Source organism: Corynebacterium sp. MSK044, assembly GCF_030232825.1.
Classification (GTDB): domain Bacteria; phylum Actinomycetota; class Actinomycetes; order Mycobacteriales; family Mycobacteriaceae; genus Corynebacterium.
Genome location: NZ_JASPJJ010000001.1, coordinates 107,542 through 124,919, shown reverse-complemented (window position 1 = coordinate 124,919; position 17,378 = coordinate 107,542). Strand labels below are relative to the sequence as shown.

The window sequence follows — 17,378 nt, the reverse complement described above, 5'->3', positions numbered from 1 at the left end:
ATGTCTGAGACAAAGCTGACCATCGGGTTCGATATCGGGGGCACAAACACCCGCGCCGGTGTCGTCGATGAGGGGGGCCGCGTCCTTGATGTTGAGTCCACGCGAACCCCGCACACGCCTGAAGGGTTACGCCATGCCATCGTGGGCATGGTAGATACGCTGCGTCATCGCAGCCCAGCTGGCGCGATTGGCTCTGTGGGGCTTGCTGTCGCTGGATTCCTCGATCCCGAGTGTGAAGTGGTTCGCTTTGCCCCTCATCTTCCGTGGCAGGACAACGAGCCGGTAAGGAAGATCCTGCAAGGTGAGCTCGGGCTGCCCGTGAGATTGGAGCATGACGCGAACGCGGCTGCCTGGGGTGAGTACCGTTTTGGGGCTGCGCAAGATGCGAAAACGTGGGTGCTGTTTGCGGTTGGTACTGGGATCGGTGCAACGCTCATGCATAACGGTGAGATCTACCGTGGTGCTTTTGGTACTGCCCCAGAATTCGGTCACGTGACTGTGGTTCCTGGTGGGCGCGCATGCTCATGTGGCAAACAGGGCTGCTTGGAGCGCTACGCATCGGGCACTGCGCTGGTAGATACCGCAGTAGAGATTGCCACTAAGGGTGGTTTTGAGTCCTGTGAGCTGTACCGCAAAGCCGTGGATAAACGGGCAACGGGCAATGATGTCGTCGCGGCAGCGCGCGCCGGCGACGCATTGGGCCTAGCCACGATGGACCATTTCGCCATGTGGCTTGGTCAAGGTCTTTCCTTGGTGTGCGATGTGTTGGATCCGGAACTCATCGTCTTGGGTGGGGGAGTGAGCCGCGATGCGGATTTATTCCTAGATACAGCACAGCAGACCATGGCACGTTCAGTGGTAGGCGCTGGCTTTCGGCCCTTGCCGGCACTTCAAACAGCCGTTTTGGGCTCGCAGGCAGGTATGATCGGCGTTGCTGATTTGGCCCGACACCAGATGTAGAGGAAATATGAACAACAAGTGGTACAAGTTCTTTAAGTACATCCTGATTGGGCCGTGGCTGCGTTTGTGGAACCGCCCGGAGACCCAAGGTTTGGACAATATCCCGCCGGAGGGCACCCCGGCGCTCATGGTGTCCAACCACCAGGCAGTCATGGATTCCTTCTACTTCCCGCTGGTGTGCCCGCGCCAGCTGGTTCATCCAGCGAAGAAGGAATACTTCACATCCCCGGGTTTTTCTGGTGCTGTGCAAAAGTTTTTCATGACGGCGGTGGGGCAGGTTCCCATTGACCGTGAGTCCAAGGACGCGGGTTCGGCGTTGTTGAAGGTGACCAAGGAGGTCTTCGGCAACGGCGATTTGTTCTGCATCTACCCGGAGGGCACGCGTTCGCCGGATGGAAGGATCTACAAAGGCAAGACGGGTATGGCTCGCGTTGCCATGGAATCGGGTGTGCCGTGTATTCCGGTAGCCATGATTGGTACCCGTAATGCGAACCCGATTGGTTCATGGATACCCCGTCCGACGAAGGTGCGCGTAAAAATTGGTGAGCCAGTTGACCCGCACCAGTGGGCGCGTGACAACGGTTTTGAGCCAGATGATCCAGCCGTGTGGCGTCCGTTCACGGATTTCTTCATGGAGCAGCTCGTTGAGCTGTCCGGCTACCCCTATGTGGATGCGTACGCCGCCGATGTGAAGAAGTCTCTTGAAGCCGGCAAGGGGTACCCGAAGGGCACTGAGCCCACGGGGAACACGCTGGATTAAGGCTATTTGTGCGGTACTTCTACGACACTGAATTTATTGAGGATGGTCAGACCATCACGCTCGTGTCCATTGGCATTGTTGCGGAGGATGGGCGCGAGTACTACGCGGTTTCAACCGATTTTGATGGGACACGCGCGAACCGGTGGGTGCGCGAAAACGTGCTAGCTAAGCTGCCTAATCTGGATAATCCAGTGTGGAAGCCGCAGCGCCAGATCCGGGACGAGGTTTATGAGTTTCTGACCTTTGGCGGGCACCGTCCGGAGCTGTGGGCGTGGGTGGGGGCTTACGACCACGTGGTGTTTGCTCAGCTCTGGGGGGATATGACGAAGCTGCCCAAGGATTTGCCGCGCTTCACCCGTGAATTGAAGCAGTACTGGGATATGGCTGGTCGCCCGTCCTTGCCACGGACGCCGAAGGATAACCATGATGCACTCGTGGATGCACGCCATAACCTTCACAAGTTCCGGGCTTGTCAGCGTGCTCTCCCCCTCGATCGACGTGGCTTTGTATTAAATAGATAGGCATACCGTCTACGACGTGCTAGAACTTATAGAATGAGCTGGACAGTAGACATCCCCAAAGAAGTACTCCCTGATCTTCCGCCTTTGCCGGGCGATATTTTTGAATCCTTCCAAGAGGTTGTGAACCTCCCTGCAAAGCAGCAGCCCACGTGGGATGAGAACGCAGCCCTTTATGTTCGTAAGATCCTTGAATCCGTGCCGCCGGTTGTTGTGGCGCCGGAGATTCACAAGCTGAAGCAGCAACTGGCCGAAGTTGCAGAGGGTAAGGCTTTCTTGCTGCAGGGCGGTGACTGTGCTGAGACGTTTGAGTCCAACACTGAGCCTCACATTCGCGCCAACATTAAGACATTGCTGCAGATGGCAGTTGTGCTCACGTACGGTGCATCCACCCCGGTGGTGAAGCTGGCGCGTATTGCTGGCCAGTACGCCAAGCCGCGTTCGTCTGATCTGGATGAGAATGGTTTGCCCAATTACCGTGGTGACATTGTCAATGGTGTGGACCCAACACCGGAGTCACGTGAACATGATCCGGCGCGCATGATTCGTGCGTACGCAAACGCATCTGCTGCGATGAATCTGGTCCGTGCGTTGACCACCTCTGGTACGGCTGACCTGTACCGAGTGGAGGCATGGAACCGTGAGTTCGTGGCTAATTCCGCTGCCGGTGCACGCTATGAGGCGCTGTCCCGTGAGATCACCCGTTCGCTGCACTTCATGGATGCCTGTGGGGTGAACGACCGTGAGCTGCGGACATCAGAAATCTACGCTTCCCACGAGGCGCTTCTCGTGGATTATGAGCGTGCGATGCTGCGTTTGGCCAAGGATGAGAATGGTGACACGAAGCTCTACGACCTCTCAGCACACCAGCTGTGGATTGGTGAGCGGACTCGTGGCCTGGATGACTTCCACGTTAACTTCGCAGCGCTCATTGATAACCCGATTGGCCTCAAGCTCGGCCCGACCGTGACCCCGGAAGAAGCTGTCCGGTACGCCGAGAAGCTGGATCCGAACCGCCAGCCAGGCCGCCTGACCTTTGTGGCTCGCATGGGCCACGACAAGGTGCGCGATGTTCTGCCGGGTATTGTCCAGGCAGTGGAGCGTGAGGGCCACAAGGTCATTTGGCAGTCTGACCCGATGCACGGCAACACGTTCACGGCGTCGAATGGTTACAAGACCCGCCACTTTGACAAGATTATCGATGAGGTGCAGGGCTTCTTCGAGGTTCATCGCCACCTGGGCACCCACCCGGGTGGTATCCACATTGAGCTCACGGGTGAGCATGTCACCGAATGCTTGGGTGGTGCTCAGGACATTACGGATATTGATCTGCCGGGCCGCTACGAGTCTGCATGTGATCCGCGTCTGAACACCGAGCAGGCTTTGGAGCTTGCTTTCTTGGTTGCGGAGATGCTCCGTAACTAGAACGCCGGCCGGATGAGTGCGGGGATCTCCCCGTAGAATCCGGACCCGTACCACCAGCCGCCGACGGCAACAGCCGCGGTGGCTGCTGTCATGAGAAGCAACGTGAGCGCCAAGCGGAGTCCCGACCTGTTGGTCTCCGGCTCTGGGATGGGTTGTGGTCGGCGTGGCTCAACAACCTCTGGAACCTCGACGCGTTCCGGAACCACTGGAGCATCAGGCATGTCCTCCGGGACTTCAGTGATGCTCGTGGGAATAGCAGCAACGCGGTGCGCGGCCGACTGCGTGGGCAGGGGAACCACAAAGTGGGGGAGGCGCAAGCTCGCGGAGACGTCCTCGATGGCGTTCAAAAACTCGTGGGCGCCGGTGAAGCGATCGTGGGGGTTGCGGGCGGTGGCGGTGGCCGTCAATTCGTCGAAAAGCATGGGAACTCCAGCAATTCGGCTGCTGGGTGGCGGTACGTCGTAGTTGAGGCGTGCCATGGCGTGGGCAAGCGGGGTGTCGCCGTGGAAGGGGACGGTGCCGGTGAGGAGTTCGAAGAGCACGATACCGGCGGAGTACACGTCTGTGGCCAGGCTTAGAGGTGAGCCATCAACCTGCTCCGGGGCGATGTAGGCCACGGTGCCCACGATCTGGTCGGTGGACCGGTTTGATTCACTCGCGGCGCGCACTAACCCGAAATCTGCCAGTTTCACGGTGTGATCACCGGCGATGAGGATGTTGTCTGGCTTGATGTCGCGGTGGACAAGGCCCCGATCATGCGCAACCGCAAGTCCGGTGAGCATGCCCCGCATGACTTCAGCAACTGCATGTGGTGGCATGGGGCCACGTTCAGCCAGGAGTTCGCGCAGGGTCCCGCCGGTGATGAGCTCCATGATGAGGAAGACATCCTCACCATCCGCAGAGAAGTCATACACGCCCACGAGATTCGGGTGGGAAAGTTGCGCCATCGCGCGTGCTTCGCGGGAGAAGCGGTTCAGAAACACATCATCATCGAGATAGCGCGCGTCCATGACTTTCGCCGCTACTTCACGGTCCAGGCGCGTATCTAAACAGCGGTACACGGTGGACATTCCGCCACGCGCGATGGGGCGGTCGATCACGTACCGGCCTTCCAGAACATCGCCGGGCTGAAGTTCACTCATGTCTTCCAAGTATGGTGCACGGGTGGAATGAAGTGGTAGCTGACGTAGAGTATTCATCGTGAGTACAGAAAATTACGACCTTGATGCACTGCTCGCCGGCGAGACACTTTTGACGTTCCCTGAGGTTGCGGAGCAGCTTGGTGTGCCCGTGACCAAAGTGCACGACTATGTCAATGCAGGCAAGCTTCTGTCCTGGAAGAAGGAAGGGGTAAAGGTCGTTCCTTCAACGCTTCTCGACGACGACGGGGGCCTATCCAAATTCATCTCCGGCGCCATCACCGTATTGCTAGACGGCGGTTTCACTCAGGATGAGATTTTGGGGTACCTCTTCACCGCTGATGAGAGTTTGCCGGGCAGGCCTATTGACGCGCTTCATGGGCACGGTGCGCGTGAGGTTATTCGGCGTGCTCAGGCAATGGCCTTCTAGCCGCTAGCCATGCAGCGATGGCGGTGAGCATCATCCACCAGCCGTCGTAGAAACGGTGGTTGCCACTACCCATGAAGGACAGTGCAACCACAACAGATGCCGCCACCGTGAGCTTGATTAGCCATGGCCGGGGTTTGAACGTACCCACAAGGGTGAGGGATGAGGCGAAGTACCACGGCAGTGTGACGGCGTTGAACAGAAATGCAACTTGGTAGGCCAACGTGATACCCATGATTGCGCGCCGGTCTGACTGTCGGAAGATGGCCCATACTGCCACTAATCCGGAGAGCATGAGCAAAGAACCAACTGTGCGGGCGCCGGTGAGGATGGTGTTGTACCTAAAGGTTTCGTCGATAAGCTGAATGAACGGCGCGACCGCATCGGCCATGAGCGTGGCACCTGACAGGGGATTGACCACCTTGGAGTTGCCGGAGATCTGCGCCAACCAGCCCCACGATGTGCCAGATGCCCATGTGACGGCTGCAACAACTGCAACAGAGATGCCCACGGTAGCTGCCCCGCCGAGAAAGAACACACCGCATCGTTTCGCCAGGGGAGTGCCCTTTGGTGCGTACCGGGCCAGCATCATCCACACGACGAAAGGTAGCGCGATAGCTGCGGTGGCCTTGAGCGATACCGCCACGCCGATGAGTGCAACGCCAAAACCGAACCGGTCGCGCAGGCAGGCCAGCAAACCAACGGAGACGAGCCCGACCATCACGGATTCGTTGTGCATGCCACCCACCATGTGGATGATCATCACTGGGTTAGCTACACCCAGCCACAGTGCAAGAGCGGGGCTCCCACCAAGGTGTTCCGCAATGCGTGGGACAGCAAGAGCGATGGTTACAAATCCTGCGAGGGAGATGATTTTGTACACGATGAGGCCGGCCGTGACATTATCGCCAACCAGCGTGGTCACCCCATCCCCGATCCACAAATGCAGGGGGCCATATGGCGTTGTGGTGTTCCGCCAGTCGTGGGAGACCTCCAACAAATAAGGCCCAGGGTTGACGGCAGCGCCTTCCGAGTACGGGTCGAATCCGTCACGGACCATTGCCCCCTGCATCAGGTAGGAGTACACATCCCGTGACATCAGCGGCGCGGCAAGAACCAAAGGCGTTGTCCACGCCCACAGTGCTGTGCGAACAGCCTTCTCGCGACGTTCGCTACCCAGCAATACCCATGCCGCCATCAGCAGGAATATGCCCGTTGTCAGCATCACATCCATGAGGCCGCGCGCGTGACCATAGCTGAGTGATGACCAACCGAGGGCGTCTAGCACACCACCGCGGTTACGCGTCGCGCCAGCGCCAAAAGAACCCAACATCATGAGCACTGAGCCCACGGCGCCGAGCGGGATGATCCAGGAGCGTGCTGCCAACGAACAATCCTTTACATACGTCGTGCAGTGGCTTTCTCAGCCATTGTCTTCAATGCCTCTGCGGCACTGTGGTCCAGCTGCGCGTGGTCCAGGAAGGAAAGTCCGGACTCCGTCAGGTGCGCAATTCGCTTTTCGACGTCCTCCACCGCCCCCGTCCCCTCCACAATCGCCGCGAGCTCCGCGATATCCTTTGGGTCCTGTACCACTCCGATCCCAGAGCGGAGCTTCTCAGCGGACGATGGATCAGTCCGATCCGCGGCCTGTAAAGCAAGCGAGTACAAGACAGTGCGCTTTCCTTCCCGCAGATCATCACCAGCAGGTTTACCTGTAATCTCCGGGTCTCCGAAGACCCCCAACAAATCGTCCCGCAGCTGATACGCCACACCAATGTCGCGACCGTACCCGCGCAATGCGGCAATCGTCGTCTCATCTGCACCGGCAACTGCGGCACCCAAGTGAAGTGGGCGCTCAATGGTGTATGCGGCGGTCTTATACACATTCACCGCGTTAGCCAGCTCCTCACTCTCTGAGCCCGCCGCCTCCAAGGAGATGTCCAGAATCTGGCCACCGATGACCTCACTGCGCATCCCACGCCACGGTTCATGCGCGCGGTCACGGGCAGCGGTGCTCAGCCCTGAGCCATGCCACATGTCATCTGCCCACACCAACGCTAGGTCCCCGATGAGGATAGCCACGTTCTGCCCGAAGACATCTGCGTCACCGTGCCACCCGCGTGCCCGGTGGTTAGCTGCCGCTGACCGGTGAACAGTAGGGTTGCCGCGCCGGGTATCGGAAGCGTCGATGATGTCATCGTGGATCAGCGCACATGCCTGGATGAACTCGAGCGCACTGACAGCCCGCAGGACAGCCAAGGGGTCTTCCGTGCCTCTGTCCAAGCCCCCAACAGCGGTATAGCCCACCCAGCCAAAAGTCGGGCGAATGCGCTTTCCGCCGCCCAGAACAAAGTCACGCAAAAGTCCCACGGCATCTGCGACAGGACCACCGATCTGCGCAACGGGTGGGGAGACCTCATTGAGAAAAGCGTCCAGTTGGCGTTCTACCGCCGCTGGAACATCATCGAGAGTGGGGGCGGAACCGAAAGGGGGTTGTTCCACGAAACATGGCTCCTTTAACCAGTTGCGGGCGGTTAGCAATACCGCTCACTTTACAGCTAGGCGCGGGCGATCAGGCCAGAGGCAGTTTCCTGCCCAGGATGGCAAAGGGCCGACTGTCGCCGTCGTAGGTGAAATGGCGCAGAACGTCCAGGAACCCGAGGGAACGGTAAAGCCCAAACGCAGCATTATTCTCACCTGGCACCTCCGGTGTGGATAGCAATGCGTAGGGTTCCGTAGTTTGCTCCAGCAACAAGTGCATGAGTTTCCGGCCAGTTCCTTTGCACTGCAAATCAGGCGCAACATGAATTTCGGCGACCTCAAAATAGTTCCGTATCACCGTGATCATGGCTGGCGTCATTGCCTGTCGCTGAAACAGGCCTCTTCTCAATTGGAGGTCCCACCACCGGTCAGGTGTGCCTTTGAAGCCATAAGCGATACCGGCCAATGAGTCGCCTTCATAGGCAGCCACGGCAACAAAGCCTGGGGAAGTGGCATCACGGCACCACACAGCGATGCGCTGCTCACGAATCGCGGGTGGATATTTCATCGCCGCGATGTATAGGTCCACGAGTTCCGGCACCATCTCAATGAACTGTGGCGCCGTTAGGTGGCGGACTGTCATAGGCACTCCACTATCGAACCATGACGTGATCTCGAGTGGAGTGAAAATATGAAACTTAGAACAGCTGTTCGAATTTTGGGGGAGGGGTGTCGCACGGGCTTTCTAATGTGAAGGCAACAAAGCAGGTCACAGTGAGGTGTTAAAGATGAACAGCATTATTTCTGCCACGACAGGCGCTACGTATGGCACGGTTCCGCGGCCTACACGCCACGATAAATTTCTTGATTCTGCACGGGAGCTTCTCGCGGATGCTCACTTGCGAATTGCGCATGGCGAGTACGACCTTGCGGTTGAGAGTGCTTATCGCGCGGCCTTGCGCACGGCGGGTGCGGTTATTGCGGAGTCAGTGGCCGTGGCTAAGCGCAAGAGGCTACCTACGAGTGCATGGGACAAGTTGCGTATTACTGGCCCCCAAGGCGAGATGTGGGCTGATGTTTTTAGTGGTTACTCCACGCTGCGCGGGCGGGTTGCGTCCGGCATTGAGCTTCGCCCAAACCCGCTAAAGGCGACAGCACTTGTTGCGGATGCTGCGGATTTCTACGCTGAAGTTGCGGGCGAAGATCAATCCTTGGCTGCAGCGTAGAAGCGATTTTTGGGCTGAACTGTTATCCTGAGGAACAAAACTGCCCACTGAATCGTTATATCCTCAAAGTGGACATCAAGTGCACGGCTGGAGGAATCGTGGCCCTTTCTGAGCAAGAACAGCAGCTGCTCCGCGAGATCGAGGAGTCGCTCCTTGCGGATGACCCGAAATTCGGGGCATCCGTCGCTTCCGCGTCCCGTTTCCAAGATGGCACTGAATCTGGGCGTCTAACAATGCGTTCTTTGGCCCTCATCGTGTTGGGGCTGTGCCTGCTTGTCGGTGGCGTGGCATTGGCAACGCAGAGCTTGTGGTTTGTCAGCCTGAGCATCATTGGCTTCGTAGTCATGTTCGCGGGTGGGGTTTGGGCCCTTCGCACTCCAGCTGAACCGAACGCACGTCAGGCGGGCCGCGCCAAGCATCCGTCGCAGCGCGGTGGCATGAGCTCCCGGATGGAAGAGAATTTCCGTCGCCGGTTTGAAGGCCAATAGGTAACGCATCAGTCCCCGCCAACTGGCGGGGATTTTTTCGTGCGCTCATTTTTGGGAGTTAAGTGGCAGCAAGTGTACCTGGAGGGTGAAGGGGAAGCGAGGGGTGTCCTTGGTCGCTTTCCTTCGCTGGGTCCGTGTGGGAAGTTCCATTGCGACGAATCGGCCCGGATGAAATCCCGCGTAGGAAATTTCTCCCGTTTGGTAGTTGCCAGTGCAATGCAATCTTCTGCTTCGATGTGTGTAGGGGGGCGGCTTAGCCCCACTTTCACCCACTCGCGTCCCCCACTTTCACCCACCTCCACAATTTGCCTTAGGTTTCTTGGCTTTATTCTTGGATTTGGATTTGTGCGGATGGGGGTGATTTGCACTTGAGGGGTTTAAGTTAACTCTTGTTAATCATGTGTGCGGGTGTGTCCACCACTAATTTTTATGTGAGTTGACCTCGAGAAATATGAAACGCGGAAAGAAAGTTTCGCGTTAAAGTGGCGTTTGTGGGGGATAGTGGGATAAAGTGGGGTGCAGTGAGAGGTTAGTGGGACACTTCTGGCCTTTCGCGGACAAAAGTTCACAACCGGAGTCATTGAGCAAGAAAGGTGGGGCGCCGGATGTTTCTAGGCACCTACACCCCAAAGCTGGATGACAAGGGGCGCCTGACGTTGCCCGCTAAATTCCGTGAGGGTTTGGCGGACGGGCTGATGGTGACCAAGGGGCAGGACCACTCTTTGGCGGTCTATCCCCGCGAGGAATTTGCGGCACGCGCACGTAAGGCAGCCGCAGTTTCGCGCACGAACCCGAAGGCGCGTGCCTTCATTCGTAACTTGGCAGCAAGTGCGGATGAGCAGACGCTTGACGGATCTGGTCGCATCACGCTGTCGCCGGCGCACCGGGATTACGCGCAACTGACTAAGGAGTGCGTGGTTATCGGTTCAGTGGATTTCTTGGAGATCTGGGATGCAGAGTCCTGGGCGAAATACCAAGAAAATACGGAGGCCGCTTTCTCGGCGGCTGATGAGGACGATATTCTCTCGGGTCTGCTCTAAAGGGCGGGCGATTAGCGGAGAGCGTGTATGACCTCTGCTCGGGGCGCGAGTCGTTCTGGTGTACTTCCCCGATATCAGAATGACCGCCCCGGGTAGGGCTCTATACGTTCCCCGCGGATGCACGTAAGTGAACAACAAAGCCGCGATTAAAGGGGGTGGACCCGGTGGCAACGAGTACGGCACATGACGTCAGCCACGGGCATGTCCCTGTCATGCGTGATCGCATGGGTGAGTTGCTGCGTCCCGCGGTGGAGGCTTTCGGTGAGAACGCTGTCATCGTTGATGGCACGCTGGGGGCTGGGGGCCACACGGAATACTTCTTGGACATTTTCCCGCATGTTTCTGTGATCGGAATTGATCGCGATGGGGAAGCGCTGCGCAATGCCACGGAACGGCTTGCGCCTTTTTCACATCGGTTCCTGCCGGTGCAGGGGCGTTTTGATTGCCTTGAAGAGGCGTTGGTAACCGAGGAAGGGTCGATTGCGGATAAGGCACGGGAGTATGGGCTTGCCGGTGCTTTCTTTGACCTCGGTGTCTCCTCAATGCAGCTGGACCAAGCCGAGCGTGGTTTTGCGTACAAGGTTGATGCACCACTGGATATGCGGATGGATTCCAGTCAGGGGATCACTGCCGCTGATGTCTTGAACACGTACTCGCACGGTGATCTCGCGCGGGTGTTGAAGACGTATGGGGATGAGCGTTTCGCTGGCAAGATCGCATCAGCGGTGGTGGCTGAACGTGAAAAGGAACCGTTCACACGGTCGGGCCGTTTGGTTGAGCTGTTGTATCGGGTCATCCCTGCCGCGACGCGACGGACTGGCGGGCACCCGGCGAAGCGAACTTTCCAGGCGCTACGCGTAGAGGTGAACCGTGAGCTTGATGCGCTGCAGAACGTTCTCCCCATGGTGGCTGAAGCCCTTGGTTCGGGCGGACGTGCGGCGTTTATGAGCTACCAGTCTCACGAGGACAAGTTGGTGAAGAAGGCGTTCACCGAACTTACTACCTCCAAAACCCCGCCGGGGCTACCCACCGAGCTGCCGGGGATGGAAGCCAAGTTCAAAGCTGTCACTCACGGGGCGGAAAAAGCCTCTGAAGCGGAAATAGAACAAAACAGGCGAGCTGCCCCTGTCCGGGTACGCGCCATAGAAAAGATCAGCAACTAACCCCAACCAACGATGAGCACCGCGAAGGAAACAAGGACAATGGGAGCAAGCCGAGATCTCACCGCAGGCAACGCCGGCACTGCGCTGCTTGAACGTGGTCGTGGTCGTACTACGCTCGCCCCGCCGAAGCCCCGTTTTGCGCCGCACGTTCCGCGCCCAAGCAGGTTGGGGTCGAAGCAGGTCGTGTCGGTGCGTGGGCGCCGAATTGCCACGACGGATACGAAGTGGAAGTTTTCACGGATGTCCATCTTGTCGCTGCCACTTTTGGTGCTGGGCATTTTCGGGGCGATGTTGTTGTCCGCATTGTCCACGCAGCAGACTTTCACTATTCAGCAGCTGCAGAGTGAAGAGCGCGTTTTAAAGAATGAGATTGAAACCTTGAGCCGTAACGTCGAGGATTCTCGTGCTGCTGCGGGAGTTGCTGCGAAGGCTGGGCAAGCGGGAATGGTTGTCCCGGGCCAGGCGGGCATTATCACCGTGAATGACCGCGGTGAGGCAACAGAGGTCGGCCCGGCTGATGCGGCGAAGACCCTGCGTGTGGTGGATGTCAACGGTGACGCAATCCGCGTGGATCGTGCAACGAGTGACCGCCGCGAAACCGCTGATGTTGCTGATAATCTCTCGCCGCTGCCGGCACCTGTCGTGCTGCAGTCCCTGCCGGGTGTGCAGTAATCCGATTTGTTTTCCTATCGCCGTGTGGCGGTGAGCTTCCGGTGTGCGGTTGCCGGGCAAAATGAAGGGCGATTAAGCCTGAAAACTGAGAGGTAGGTGACCTGCGCCGTGACACGCATGGATCCGCAGCGGCGCCAACAACGTGGTGAGCCGCAGAAAGTCATCACGGCTAAACGCATGCAGTTGCTGACCGTGGTGTTTCTCGTGGTCGCTTTAGTTCTTGTTGGGCGTCTCGCTTGGGTGCAGCTGAAGTGGGGGCCACAGTTGCAGACTGTTGCGGCTGACCAACGGACGCGCACGTTTGTGGATCCGGCGCGGCGAGGGGAGATCGTCGATAGGCAAGGCAACGTGCTTTCGTACACGATGCAAGCACGTTCTCTGACTGTCTCACCGGTGATTCTGCGCCGTGAGCTGGGGGAGCAGGCGCGCAATGACATGGTTAATGAGGGTGCTACTCGCGCGGAGGCCGAAGCCCAGGAGGGCGCACGCGTGGAAGACATGCTCCGCCAAATGGCCAATGAGATCCCCCGCATGATTGGTCAAGGGGACGACGATAAAGATGAGTCGGAAGACAGCGACAACAGGGTCAAAACCCAGAAGGTGAACTCCAAGGACATTCTGGAGAAGTTGCATGCGTCGACTGACTACGAAGTGTTGGTCCGCAACGTTGATCCCGATGTAGCTGCTGAGGTGGCTAAGAAGTTCCATGGTGTTGCGGCTGATCACCAGGACATCCGCGAGTACCCGAACGGCGCTGTGGCGGAGAACATCATTGGGCGAGTGTCCATGGACGGGCAAGGGCAGTTCGGCCTTGAAGCTTCGAGTGACTCCATCTTGACTGGTATTAATGGCCGTTCCACCCTGGATGTTTCTGACATGGGGCAAGTGATTCCGGGCACGCTGCGTGATGTTGTGCCGGCAGTCAACGGTGCGAAGATTGAGCTCACCATTGATCTTGATTTGCAGGCATACGTCCAACAGTTGTTGGAACAGGCAAAGGAGAACTCCCGAGCCAAGGGTGCTGAGGCGGTTGTTCTGGATGCAGCTACCGGTGAGGTGCTGGCTATGGCCAATACGGACACGATTGATCCAAATGGAGATTTAGAGAAGCAGCTCAAGAACGGGCGCAGTTTTGACAACCCGTCGATCTCGCACCCATTTGAGCCGGGTTCCGTGGCCAAGATCATCACGGCGACTGCCGCGATTGAGGAGGGGCTGACAAACCCGGATGAAGTTCATCAGGTTCCTGGACAGATTGAGATGGCTGGCGTGACAGTGGCTGATGCTTGGGAGCATGGTGTGGTTCCGTACACCACCACGGGCATCTTTGGTAAGTCCTCCAACGTGGGCACACTCATGCTGGCGCAGCGCGTGGGGGAGGAACGCTTTGATGATTATCTGAAGCGCTTTGGCCTCGGACAGGCAACAGGAGTGGAGTTGCCCAATGAATCGGCTGGTTTGGTGCCCACCCGTGAGCAGTGGTCTGGCGGTACCTTTGCCAACCTGCCGATTGGTCAGGGTATGTCCATGACGACGCTGCAGCTGGCGAGTGTCTACCAGTCGCTGGCCAACGGTGGTGAACGGATTGAACCCCGCATTATCAAAAACGTGACCGCGTCGACAGGGGAGGAGATCCCACAGGAGGAGCCCCGTCGCACCCGGGTTGCCAGCGAGGAAACTGCCCGCACGGTTGTGAACATGTTCCGGGCACCGTTCCAGGAAGATCCCGCCGGCTTCAATAGCGGTACCGCCCAAGGGAACAACATTCCGGGCTACCAGCTTTCGGGTAAGACCGGCACGGCACAGCAGGTCAACCCGGATACAGGCGCGTATTCTAACTCGGATTACTGGATTACTTTTGCCGGCATTGCGCCAGCAGATGATCCGCGTTTTGTTGTTGCAGTGATGCTGGATGATCCGGAACGCGGCCCGCTTGAAGGCGGTGCTGGCGGCCAGTCTTCAGCACCGGTGTTCACCCAGATTGCTAACTGGCTAATTGCACGCGAAAACATTCCACCTAGCCGGGACCCGGGCGAGCCCATGGTCCTCCAGGCTCAGTAGAGGGGGAGAGAACATGACCAACCACATGTCTATCAGCACCATCGCGCAGATCGCGGGTGGTCGCGTCGAAAATGCTGAGGCCGTAGAGATCAGCGGTATCAGTCTGGATTCGCGTGCCGTGGGAACCGGTGCGATGTTTGCGGCACTGCCGGGAACCCGCACGCATGGGGCGACATTCGCGCATGATTCGACGGCCTCAGCTTTCCTCACCGATGAGGAAGGCTGGGTGCTTCTGCAGGATGCGGGGGAGACTCGCCCCGTTGTCGTCGTGAAGCGTGTGCGCGATATTTTGGGTGATGTCGCTTCAGCCATCTACGGAAATCCGTCGAGCAAGCTCACGGTTCTGGGGGTGACGGGAACGTCCGGTAAGACGACGACAACGTACATGCTCGAAGCGGGACTGACAGCGGCTGGCAAGAAGGTCGGGCTGATAGGCACGACGGGTACTCGCATCATGGGCGAGGATGTGCCTACGTCGCTGACCACGCCGGAAGCGCCGAAACTGCAAGAGCTTTTTGCTGAGATGGTCGCGCGCGGTGTCACGCACGTGGTTATGGAGGTGTCTTCGCACGCGCTCGTGTTGGGCCGCGTTGGCGGAACACAGTTCACTGCCGCTGGTTTTACCAACCTTTCGCAGGATCACCTCGACTTTCATCCGACGATGGAGGATTATTTCGAAGCAAAAGCATTGCTTTTCGACGATTCTTTGAAGGCCTCCGTCATCTGCATCGATGACGAATGGGGTGTGAAGATGGCGCAGCGCGCCCACAACGTGATCACCGTAGGAACCAAAAACCAGGATGGCGTTGATTGTTCTGCACGCCTGCTCAGCACGACTGATTCCGGCGCGCAGGATGTGGAGCTTGTTCTAAACGGCACCTCCCACCGCTTCCGCTTGCCGTTGCCGGGGGCGTTCAATGTTGCTAACGCTGCGTTGGCTACTGCGCTGGCTGACTCTGTTGGTGTGGATGTAGAGCGTTTCCTCGCAGGTATTGAAGGGGCGGCGGTTCCTGGCCGTATGGAACGCATTAACTCTGGCCAGGAATTTATCGCGGTGGTGGATTACGCACACAAACCTGCCGCGATTGCCGCTGCTTTAACCACGTTGCGGGAGCAGGTAGATGGACGGCTTGGTGTTGTTGTGGGGGCTGGTGGTGACCGTGATCAGTCAAAGCGCGCGCCCATGGGTGAAGAAGCTGCTCGTCGCGCAGATCTAGTGATCATCACTGATGACAATCCTCGCAGTGAGGACCCAGCGCTGATTCGTCAGGCTGTACGCGCCGGAGCAGAGAAAGTGGAAGGGCCAGAGATCCGTGAGATTGGTTCACGGTCTGAGGCTATCCGGGAACTCGTAGCGTGGGCGCAACCGGGTGATGCTGTCATTGTCGTGGGTAAAGGCCATGAGGTTGGGCAGATAGTCGGTGATGAAGTGCATCACTTTGATGACCGTGAGGAAGTCCGCGCGGCTTTGGCTAGCTTGGGTTTCAAGGAGGATCGACCATGATTCCAATGACACTGCGTCAGATTGCGGACGTCACCGGCGGGACCTTGAGTTCTTCCGCTGATCCGGATGCAACTGTGACCGGGTACGTCGAGTTTGATTCCCGCAAGATCACTGACGGTGGGCTGTTTGTTGCACTCCCTGGTGCGAATGTTGATGGGCATGACTTTGCGGATGCGGCAATGCAGCGCGGTGCAGTCGGTGCACTAGTTGCCCGCGATATCAGTGTGCCAGCTGTGATTCTTCCGCCTGTGCAGCAGGACGAGAATGACAATTCGGACCTCGCGGCGAGTGATCCGGATGGCACTGCCCGAGCAGTTGTGGCCGGTATGTCAAAGTTGGCGCAGTTTGTGGCGCAGGAACTGACGGATAAGCATGGCCTTTCTATTACCGGCGTGACGGGCTCTGCGGGCAAGACCTCCACGAAGGACCTCATTGCAAACGTCCTGGCGTGTGGTGGGGAGACTGTCGCACCACCTGGCTCTTTCAACAACGAGATTGGGCTGCCGTATACGGTGTTGCGCTGCACAGAGGAGACGAAATTCCTCGTGGCGGAGATGTCCGCGCGCGGCATTGGGCACATTGAAAAACTCACGCACATCGCCCCACCTGCGATGAGTGTGGTGCTCAATGTTGGTAGCGCTCACTTGGGTGAGTTTGGCTCGCGTAACAATATTGCGGTGGCCAAGGGTGAGATTGTTGAAGCGCTTCCGGCTGACGGTATTGCGATCCTCAATGCTGATGATGAGTTGGTTGCGGGCATGGCTTCGCGCACCAATGCCAAGGTCGTGACATTCTCCACACACACCAAGGCCGATTACTACGCCACGGGCATCGTGCTTGATGACGTGGCTCGTGCGACATTCACCATGCATACCCCCGGTGGGACGCACGAGGTCTCCTTGAAGGTTTTCGGTGCCCACCAGGTATCCAATGCTTTGGCTGCCGCTGCTGTAGGGATTGAATCTGGCATTGATGCGGCGACGGTGGCTCACGCTTTGAGTAATGCGCACAGCGTGTCCGTCAACCGCATGGATGTTTCCACCCGCGCTGACGGTGTGACAGTGATCAATGATGCCTACAATGCCAACCCCGACTCGATGCGGGCCGGTATCGCTGCTCTTGCATTTACGGCTGCTGCCCGCCCCGGTGTGCGCTCCATCGCGGTGCTGGGGGAAATGGGCGAGCTTGGTGAGGACTCTGTGGCTGCTCACACAGCGCTCGCTGACGATCTTGGGCGATACGGCATCACGCACCTCATCGCGGTGGGGGACACTCCTGAGATTCATGCGCTCATGACAGCCTCTGCCCGCCATGGAATCGCGGTGGCACAAGCCTTTGGTGTCGAGGATGCTGCGGAAACCGTGACCGGTATCCTGAGCTCGGCTCCGCCAGGTGAGGACCACTGGTACGAGCGGACTGACCGCGATGTCGTGCTTGTGAAAGCGAGTAATGCCGCAGGATTGTGGCGCGTAGCCGAGAAGCTGTTGAACACGGAAAGGTAGCAAAAGGTAATC

Annotated in this window: 17 protein-coding genes; 13 read left to right on the top strand and 4 right to left on the bottom strand. The window is 58.2% G+C overall.

The genetic code is table 11. The features are described from left to right. The 4 genes from QP994_RS00590 to QP994_RS00575 are packed head-to-tail and all read left to right on the top strand — an operon-like array spanning position 1 to position 3,663. Complete coding sequence (locus QP994_RS00590) at positions 1 to 960, top strand: ROK family protein (protein ID WP_284854502.1); 960 nt, start codon at positions 1 to 3, stop codon at positions 958 to 960. A 7-nt stretch (positions 961 to 967) separates the two neighbouring features. Continuing rightward, positions 968 to 1,720, top strand: coding sequence for a lysophospholipid acyltransferase family protein (locus QP994_RS00585; protein WP_284865000.1), 753 nt, complete (start codon positions 968 to 970; stop codon positions 1,718 to 1,720). Between the two features lie 8 nt (positions 1,721 to 1,728). Next, positions 1,729 to 2,241 carry a polyadenylate-specific 3'-exoribonuclease AS gene (locus QP994_RS00580; protein ID WP_284854504.1) on the top strand — a complete coding sequence of 171 codons (513 nt, stop codon included), beginning with the start codon at positions 1,729 to 1,731 and terminating at the stop codon, positions 2,239 to 2,241. Positions 2,242 to 2,274: 33 nt separating this feature from the next. Next, a complete protein-coding gene (locus QP994_RS00575; RefSeq protein ID WP_284854505.1) occupies positions 2,275 to 3,663 on the top strand; it encodes a class II 3-deoxy-7-phosphoheptulonate synthase in 1,389 nt (462 codons plus the stop codon). Here QP994_RS00575 and QP994_RS00570 read toward each other — a convergent pair. Beyond that, positions 3,660 to 4,805 (bottom strand): protein kinase domain-containing protein, encoded by a 1,146-nt coding sequence (locus tag QP994_RS00570; RefSeq protein ID WP_284864999.1) that lies wholly within the window; start codon positions 4,803 to 4,805, stop codon positions 3,660 to 3,662. The genes QP994_RS00575 and QP994_RS00570 overlap by 4 nt on opposite strands. A 58-nt stretch (positions 4,806 to 4,863) precedes the next feature. Here QP994_RS00570 and QP994_RS00565 point away from each other — a divergent pair, with 58 nt between their 5' ends. After that, a complete protein-coding gene (locus QP994_RS00565) occupies positions 4,864 to 5,232 on the top strand; it encodes an Rv2175c family DNA-binding protein (protein ID WP_284864998.1) in 369 nt (122 codons plus the stop codon). On the opposite strand, the gene QP994_RS00560 is transcribed toward QP994_RS00565, so the two are convergent. The 3 genes from QP994_RS00560 to QP994_RS00550 all read right to left on the bottom strand — a co-directional run bounded on the left by QP994_RS00560 (position 5,201) and on the right by QP994_RS00550 (position 8,353). Further along, on the bottom strand, positions 5,201 to 6,616 hold the full coding sequence (locus QP994_RS00560) for an alpha-(1->6)-mannopyranosyltransferase A (protein ID WP_284864997.1): 1,416 nt from the start codon (positions 6,614 to 6,616) through the stop codon (positions 5,201 to 5,203). The two genes, QP994_RS00565 and QP994_RS00560, sit on opposite strands and share 32 nt — an antisense overlap. A gap of 11 nt (positions 6,617 to 6,627) precedes the next feature. Next, positions 6,628 to 7,731 (bottom strand): polyprenyl synthetase family protein, encoded by a 1,104-nt coding sequence (locus tag QP994_RS00555; protein ID WP_284864996.1) that lies wholly within the window; start codon positions 7,729 to 7,731, stop codon positions 6,628 to 6,630. A gap of 70 nt (positions 7,732 to 7,801) precedes the next feature. Then, positions 7,802 to 8,353, bottom strand: coding sequence for a GNAT family N-acetyltransferase (locus tag QP994_RS00550; protein WP_502869981.1), 552 nt, complete (start codon positions 8,351 to 8,353; stop codon positions 7,802 to 7,804). Between the two features lie 145 nt (positions 8,354 to 8,498). Here QP994_RS00550 and QP994_RS00545 point away from each other — a divergent pair, with 145 nt between their 5' ends. The 8 genes from QP994_RS00545 to QP994_RS00510 all read left to right on the top strand — a co-directional run bounded on the left by QP994_RS00545 (position 8,499) and on the right by QP994_RS00510 (position 17,366). Beyond that, positions 8,499 to 8,936, top strand: a complete 438-nt coding sequence (locus tag QP994_RS00545; protein WP_284854511.1) for an SAV_6107 family HEPN domain-containing protein — start codon at positions 8,499 to 8,501, stop codon at positions 8,934 to 8,936. A 98-nt stretch (positions 8,937 to 9,034) separates the two neighbouring features. Further along, positions 9,035 to 9,424, top strand: a complete 390-nt coding sequence (locus QP994_RS00540; protein WP_284864994.1) for a DUF3040 domain-containing protein — start codon at positions 9,035 to 9,037, stop codon at positions 9,422 to 9,424. A 605-nt stretch (positions 9,425 to 10,029) separates the two neighbouring features. Next, complete coding sequence (gene mraZ / locus QP994_RS00535) at positions 10,030 to 10,464, top strand: division/cell wall cluster transcriptional repressor MraZ (protein ID WP_269964698.1); 435 nt, start codon at positions 10,030 to 10,032, stop codon at positions 10,462 to 10,464. A gap of 164 nt (positions 10,465 to 10,628) precedes the next feature. Further along, positions 10,629 to 11,627 (top strand): 16S rRNA (cytosine(1402)-N(4))-methyltransferase RsmH, encoded by a 999-nt coding sequence (gene rsmH / locus QP994_RS00530; RefSeq protein WP_284864993.1) that lies wholly within the window; start codon positions 10,629 to 10,631, stop codon positions 11,625 to 11,627. 39 nt (positions 11,628 to 11,666) lie between these two features. Next, entirely contained in the window at positions 11,667 to 12,299 is a 633-nt protein-coding gene (gene ftsL, locus QP994_RS00525; RefSeq protein ID WP_284864992.1) for a cell division protein FtsL, read from the top strand. A 117-nt stretch (positions 12,300 to 12,416) separates the two neighbouring features. Beyond that, entirely contained in the window at positions 12,417 to 14,360 is a 1,944-nt protein-coding gene (locus QP994_RS00520; protein WP_284865118.1) for a peptidoglycan D,D-transpeptidase FtsI family protein, read from the top strand. A gap of 13 nt (positions 14,361 to 14,373) precedes the next feature. Next, positions 14,374 to 15,864, top strand: a complete 1,491-nt coding sequence (locus tag QP994_RS00515) for a UDP-N-acetylmuramoyl-L-alanyl-D-glutamate--2,6-diaminopimelate ligase (RefSeq protein ID WP_284864991.1) — start codon at positions 14,374 to 14,376, stop codon at positions 15,862 to 15,864. After that, on the top strand, positions 15,861 to 17,366 hold the full coding sequence (locus QP994_RS00510) for a UDP-N-acetylmuramoyl-tripeptide--D-alanyl-D-alanine ligase (protein WP_284864990.1): 1,506 nt from the start codon (positions 15,861 to 15,863) through the stop codon (positions 17,364 to 17,366). Before QP994_RS00515 ends, QP994_RS00510 begins: the two co-directional genes overlap by 4 nt. Positions 17,367 to 17,378 lie beyond the last annotated feature (12 nt).

Coding starts and splice junctions, on each gene's coding strand:
- QP994_RS00590 (WP_284854502.1), top strand. CDS start 1: ATGTCTGAGACAAAGCTGACCATCGGGTTCGATATCGGGGGCACAAAC.
- QP994_RS00585 (WP_284865000.1), top strand. CDS start 968: ATGAACAACAAGTGGTACAAGTTCTTTAAGTACATCCTGATTGGGCCG.
- QP994_RS00575 (WP_284854505.1), top strand. CDS start 2,275: ATGAGCTGGACAGTAGACATCCCCAAAGAAGTACTCCCTGATCTTCCG.
- QP994_RS00570 (WP_284864999.1), bottom strand. CDS start 4,805: ATGAGTGAACTTCAGCCCGGCGATGTTCTGGAAGGCCGGTACGTGATC.
- QP994_RS00550 (WP_502869981.1), bottom strand. CDS start 8,353: ATGACAGTCCGCCACCTAACGGCGCCACAGTTCATTGAGATGGTGCCG.
- QP994_RS00545 (WP_284854511.1), top strand. CDS start 8,499: ATGAACAGCATTATTTCTGCCACGACAGGCGCTACGTATGGCACGGTT.
- mraZ (WP_269964698.1), top strand. CDS start 10,030: ATGTTTCTAGGCACCTACACCCCAAAGCTGGATGACAAGGGGCGCCTG.
- ftsL (WP_284864992.1), top strand. CDS start 11,667: ATGGGAGCAAGCCGAGATCTCACCGCAGGCAACGCCGGCACTGCGCTG.
- QP994_RS00520 (WP_284865118.1), top strand. CDS start 12,417: ATGGATCCGCAGCGGCGCCAACAACGTGGTGAGCCGCAGAAAGTCATC.
- QP994_RS00515 (WP_284864991.1), top strand. CDS start 14,374: ATGACCAACCACATGTCTATCAGCACCATCGCGCAGATCGCGGGTGGT.
- QP994_RS00510 (WP_284864990.1), top strand. CDS start 15,861: ATGATTCCAATGACACTGCGTCAGATTGCGGACGTCACCGGCGGGACC.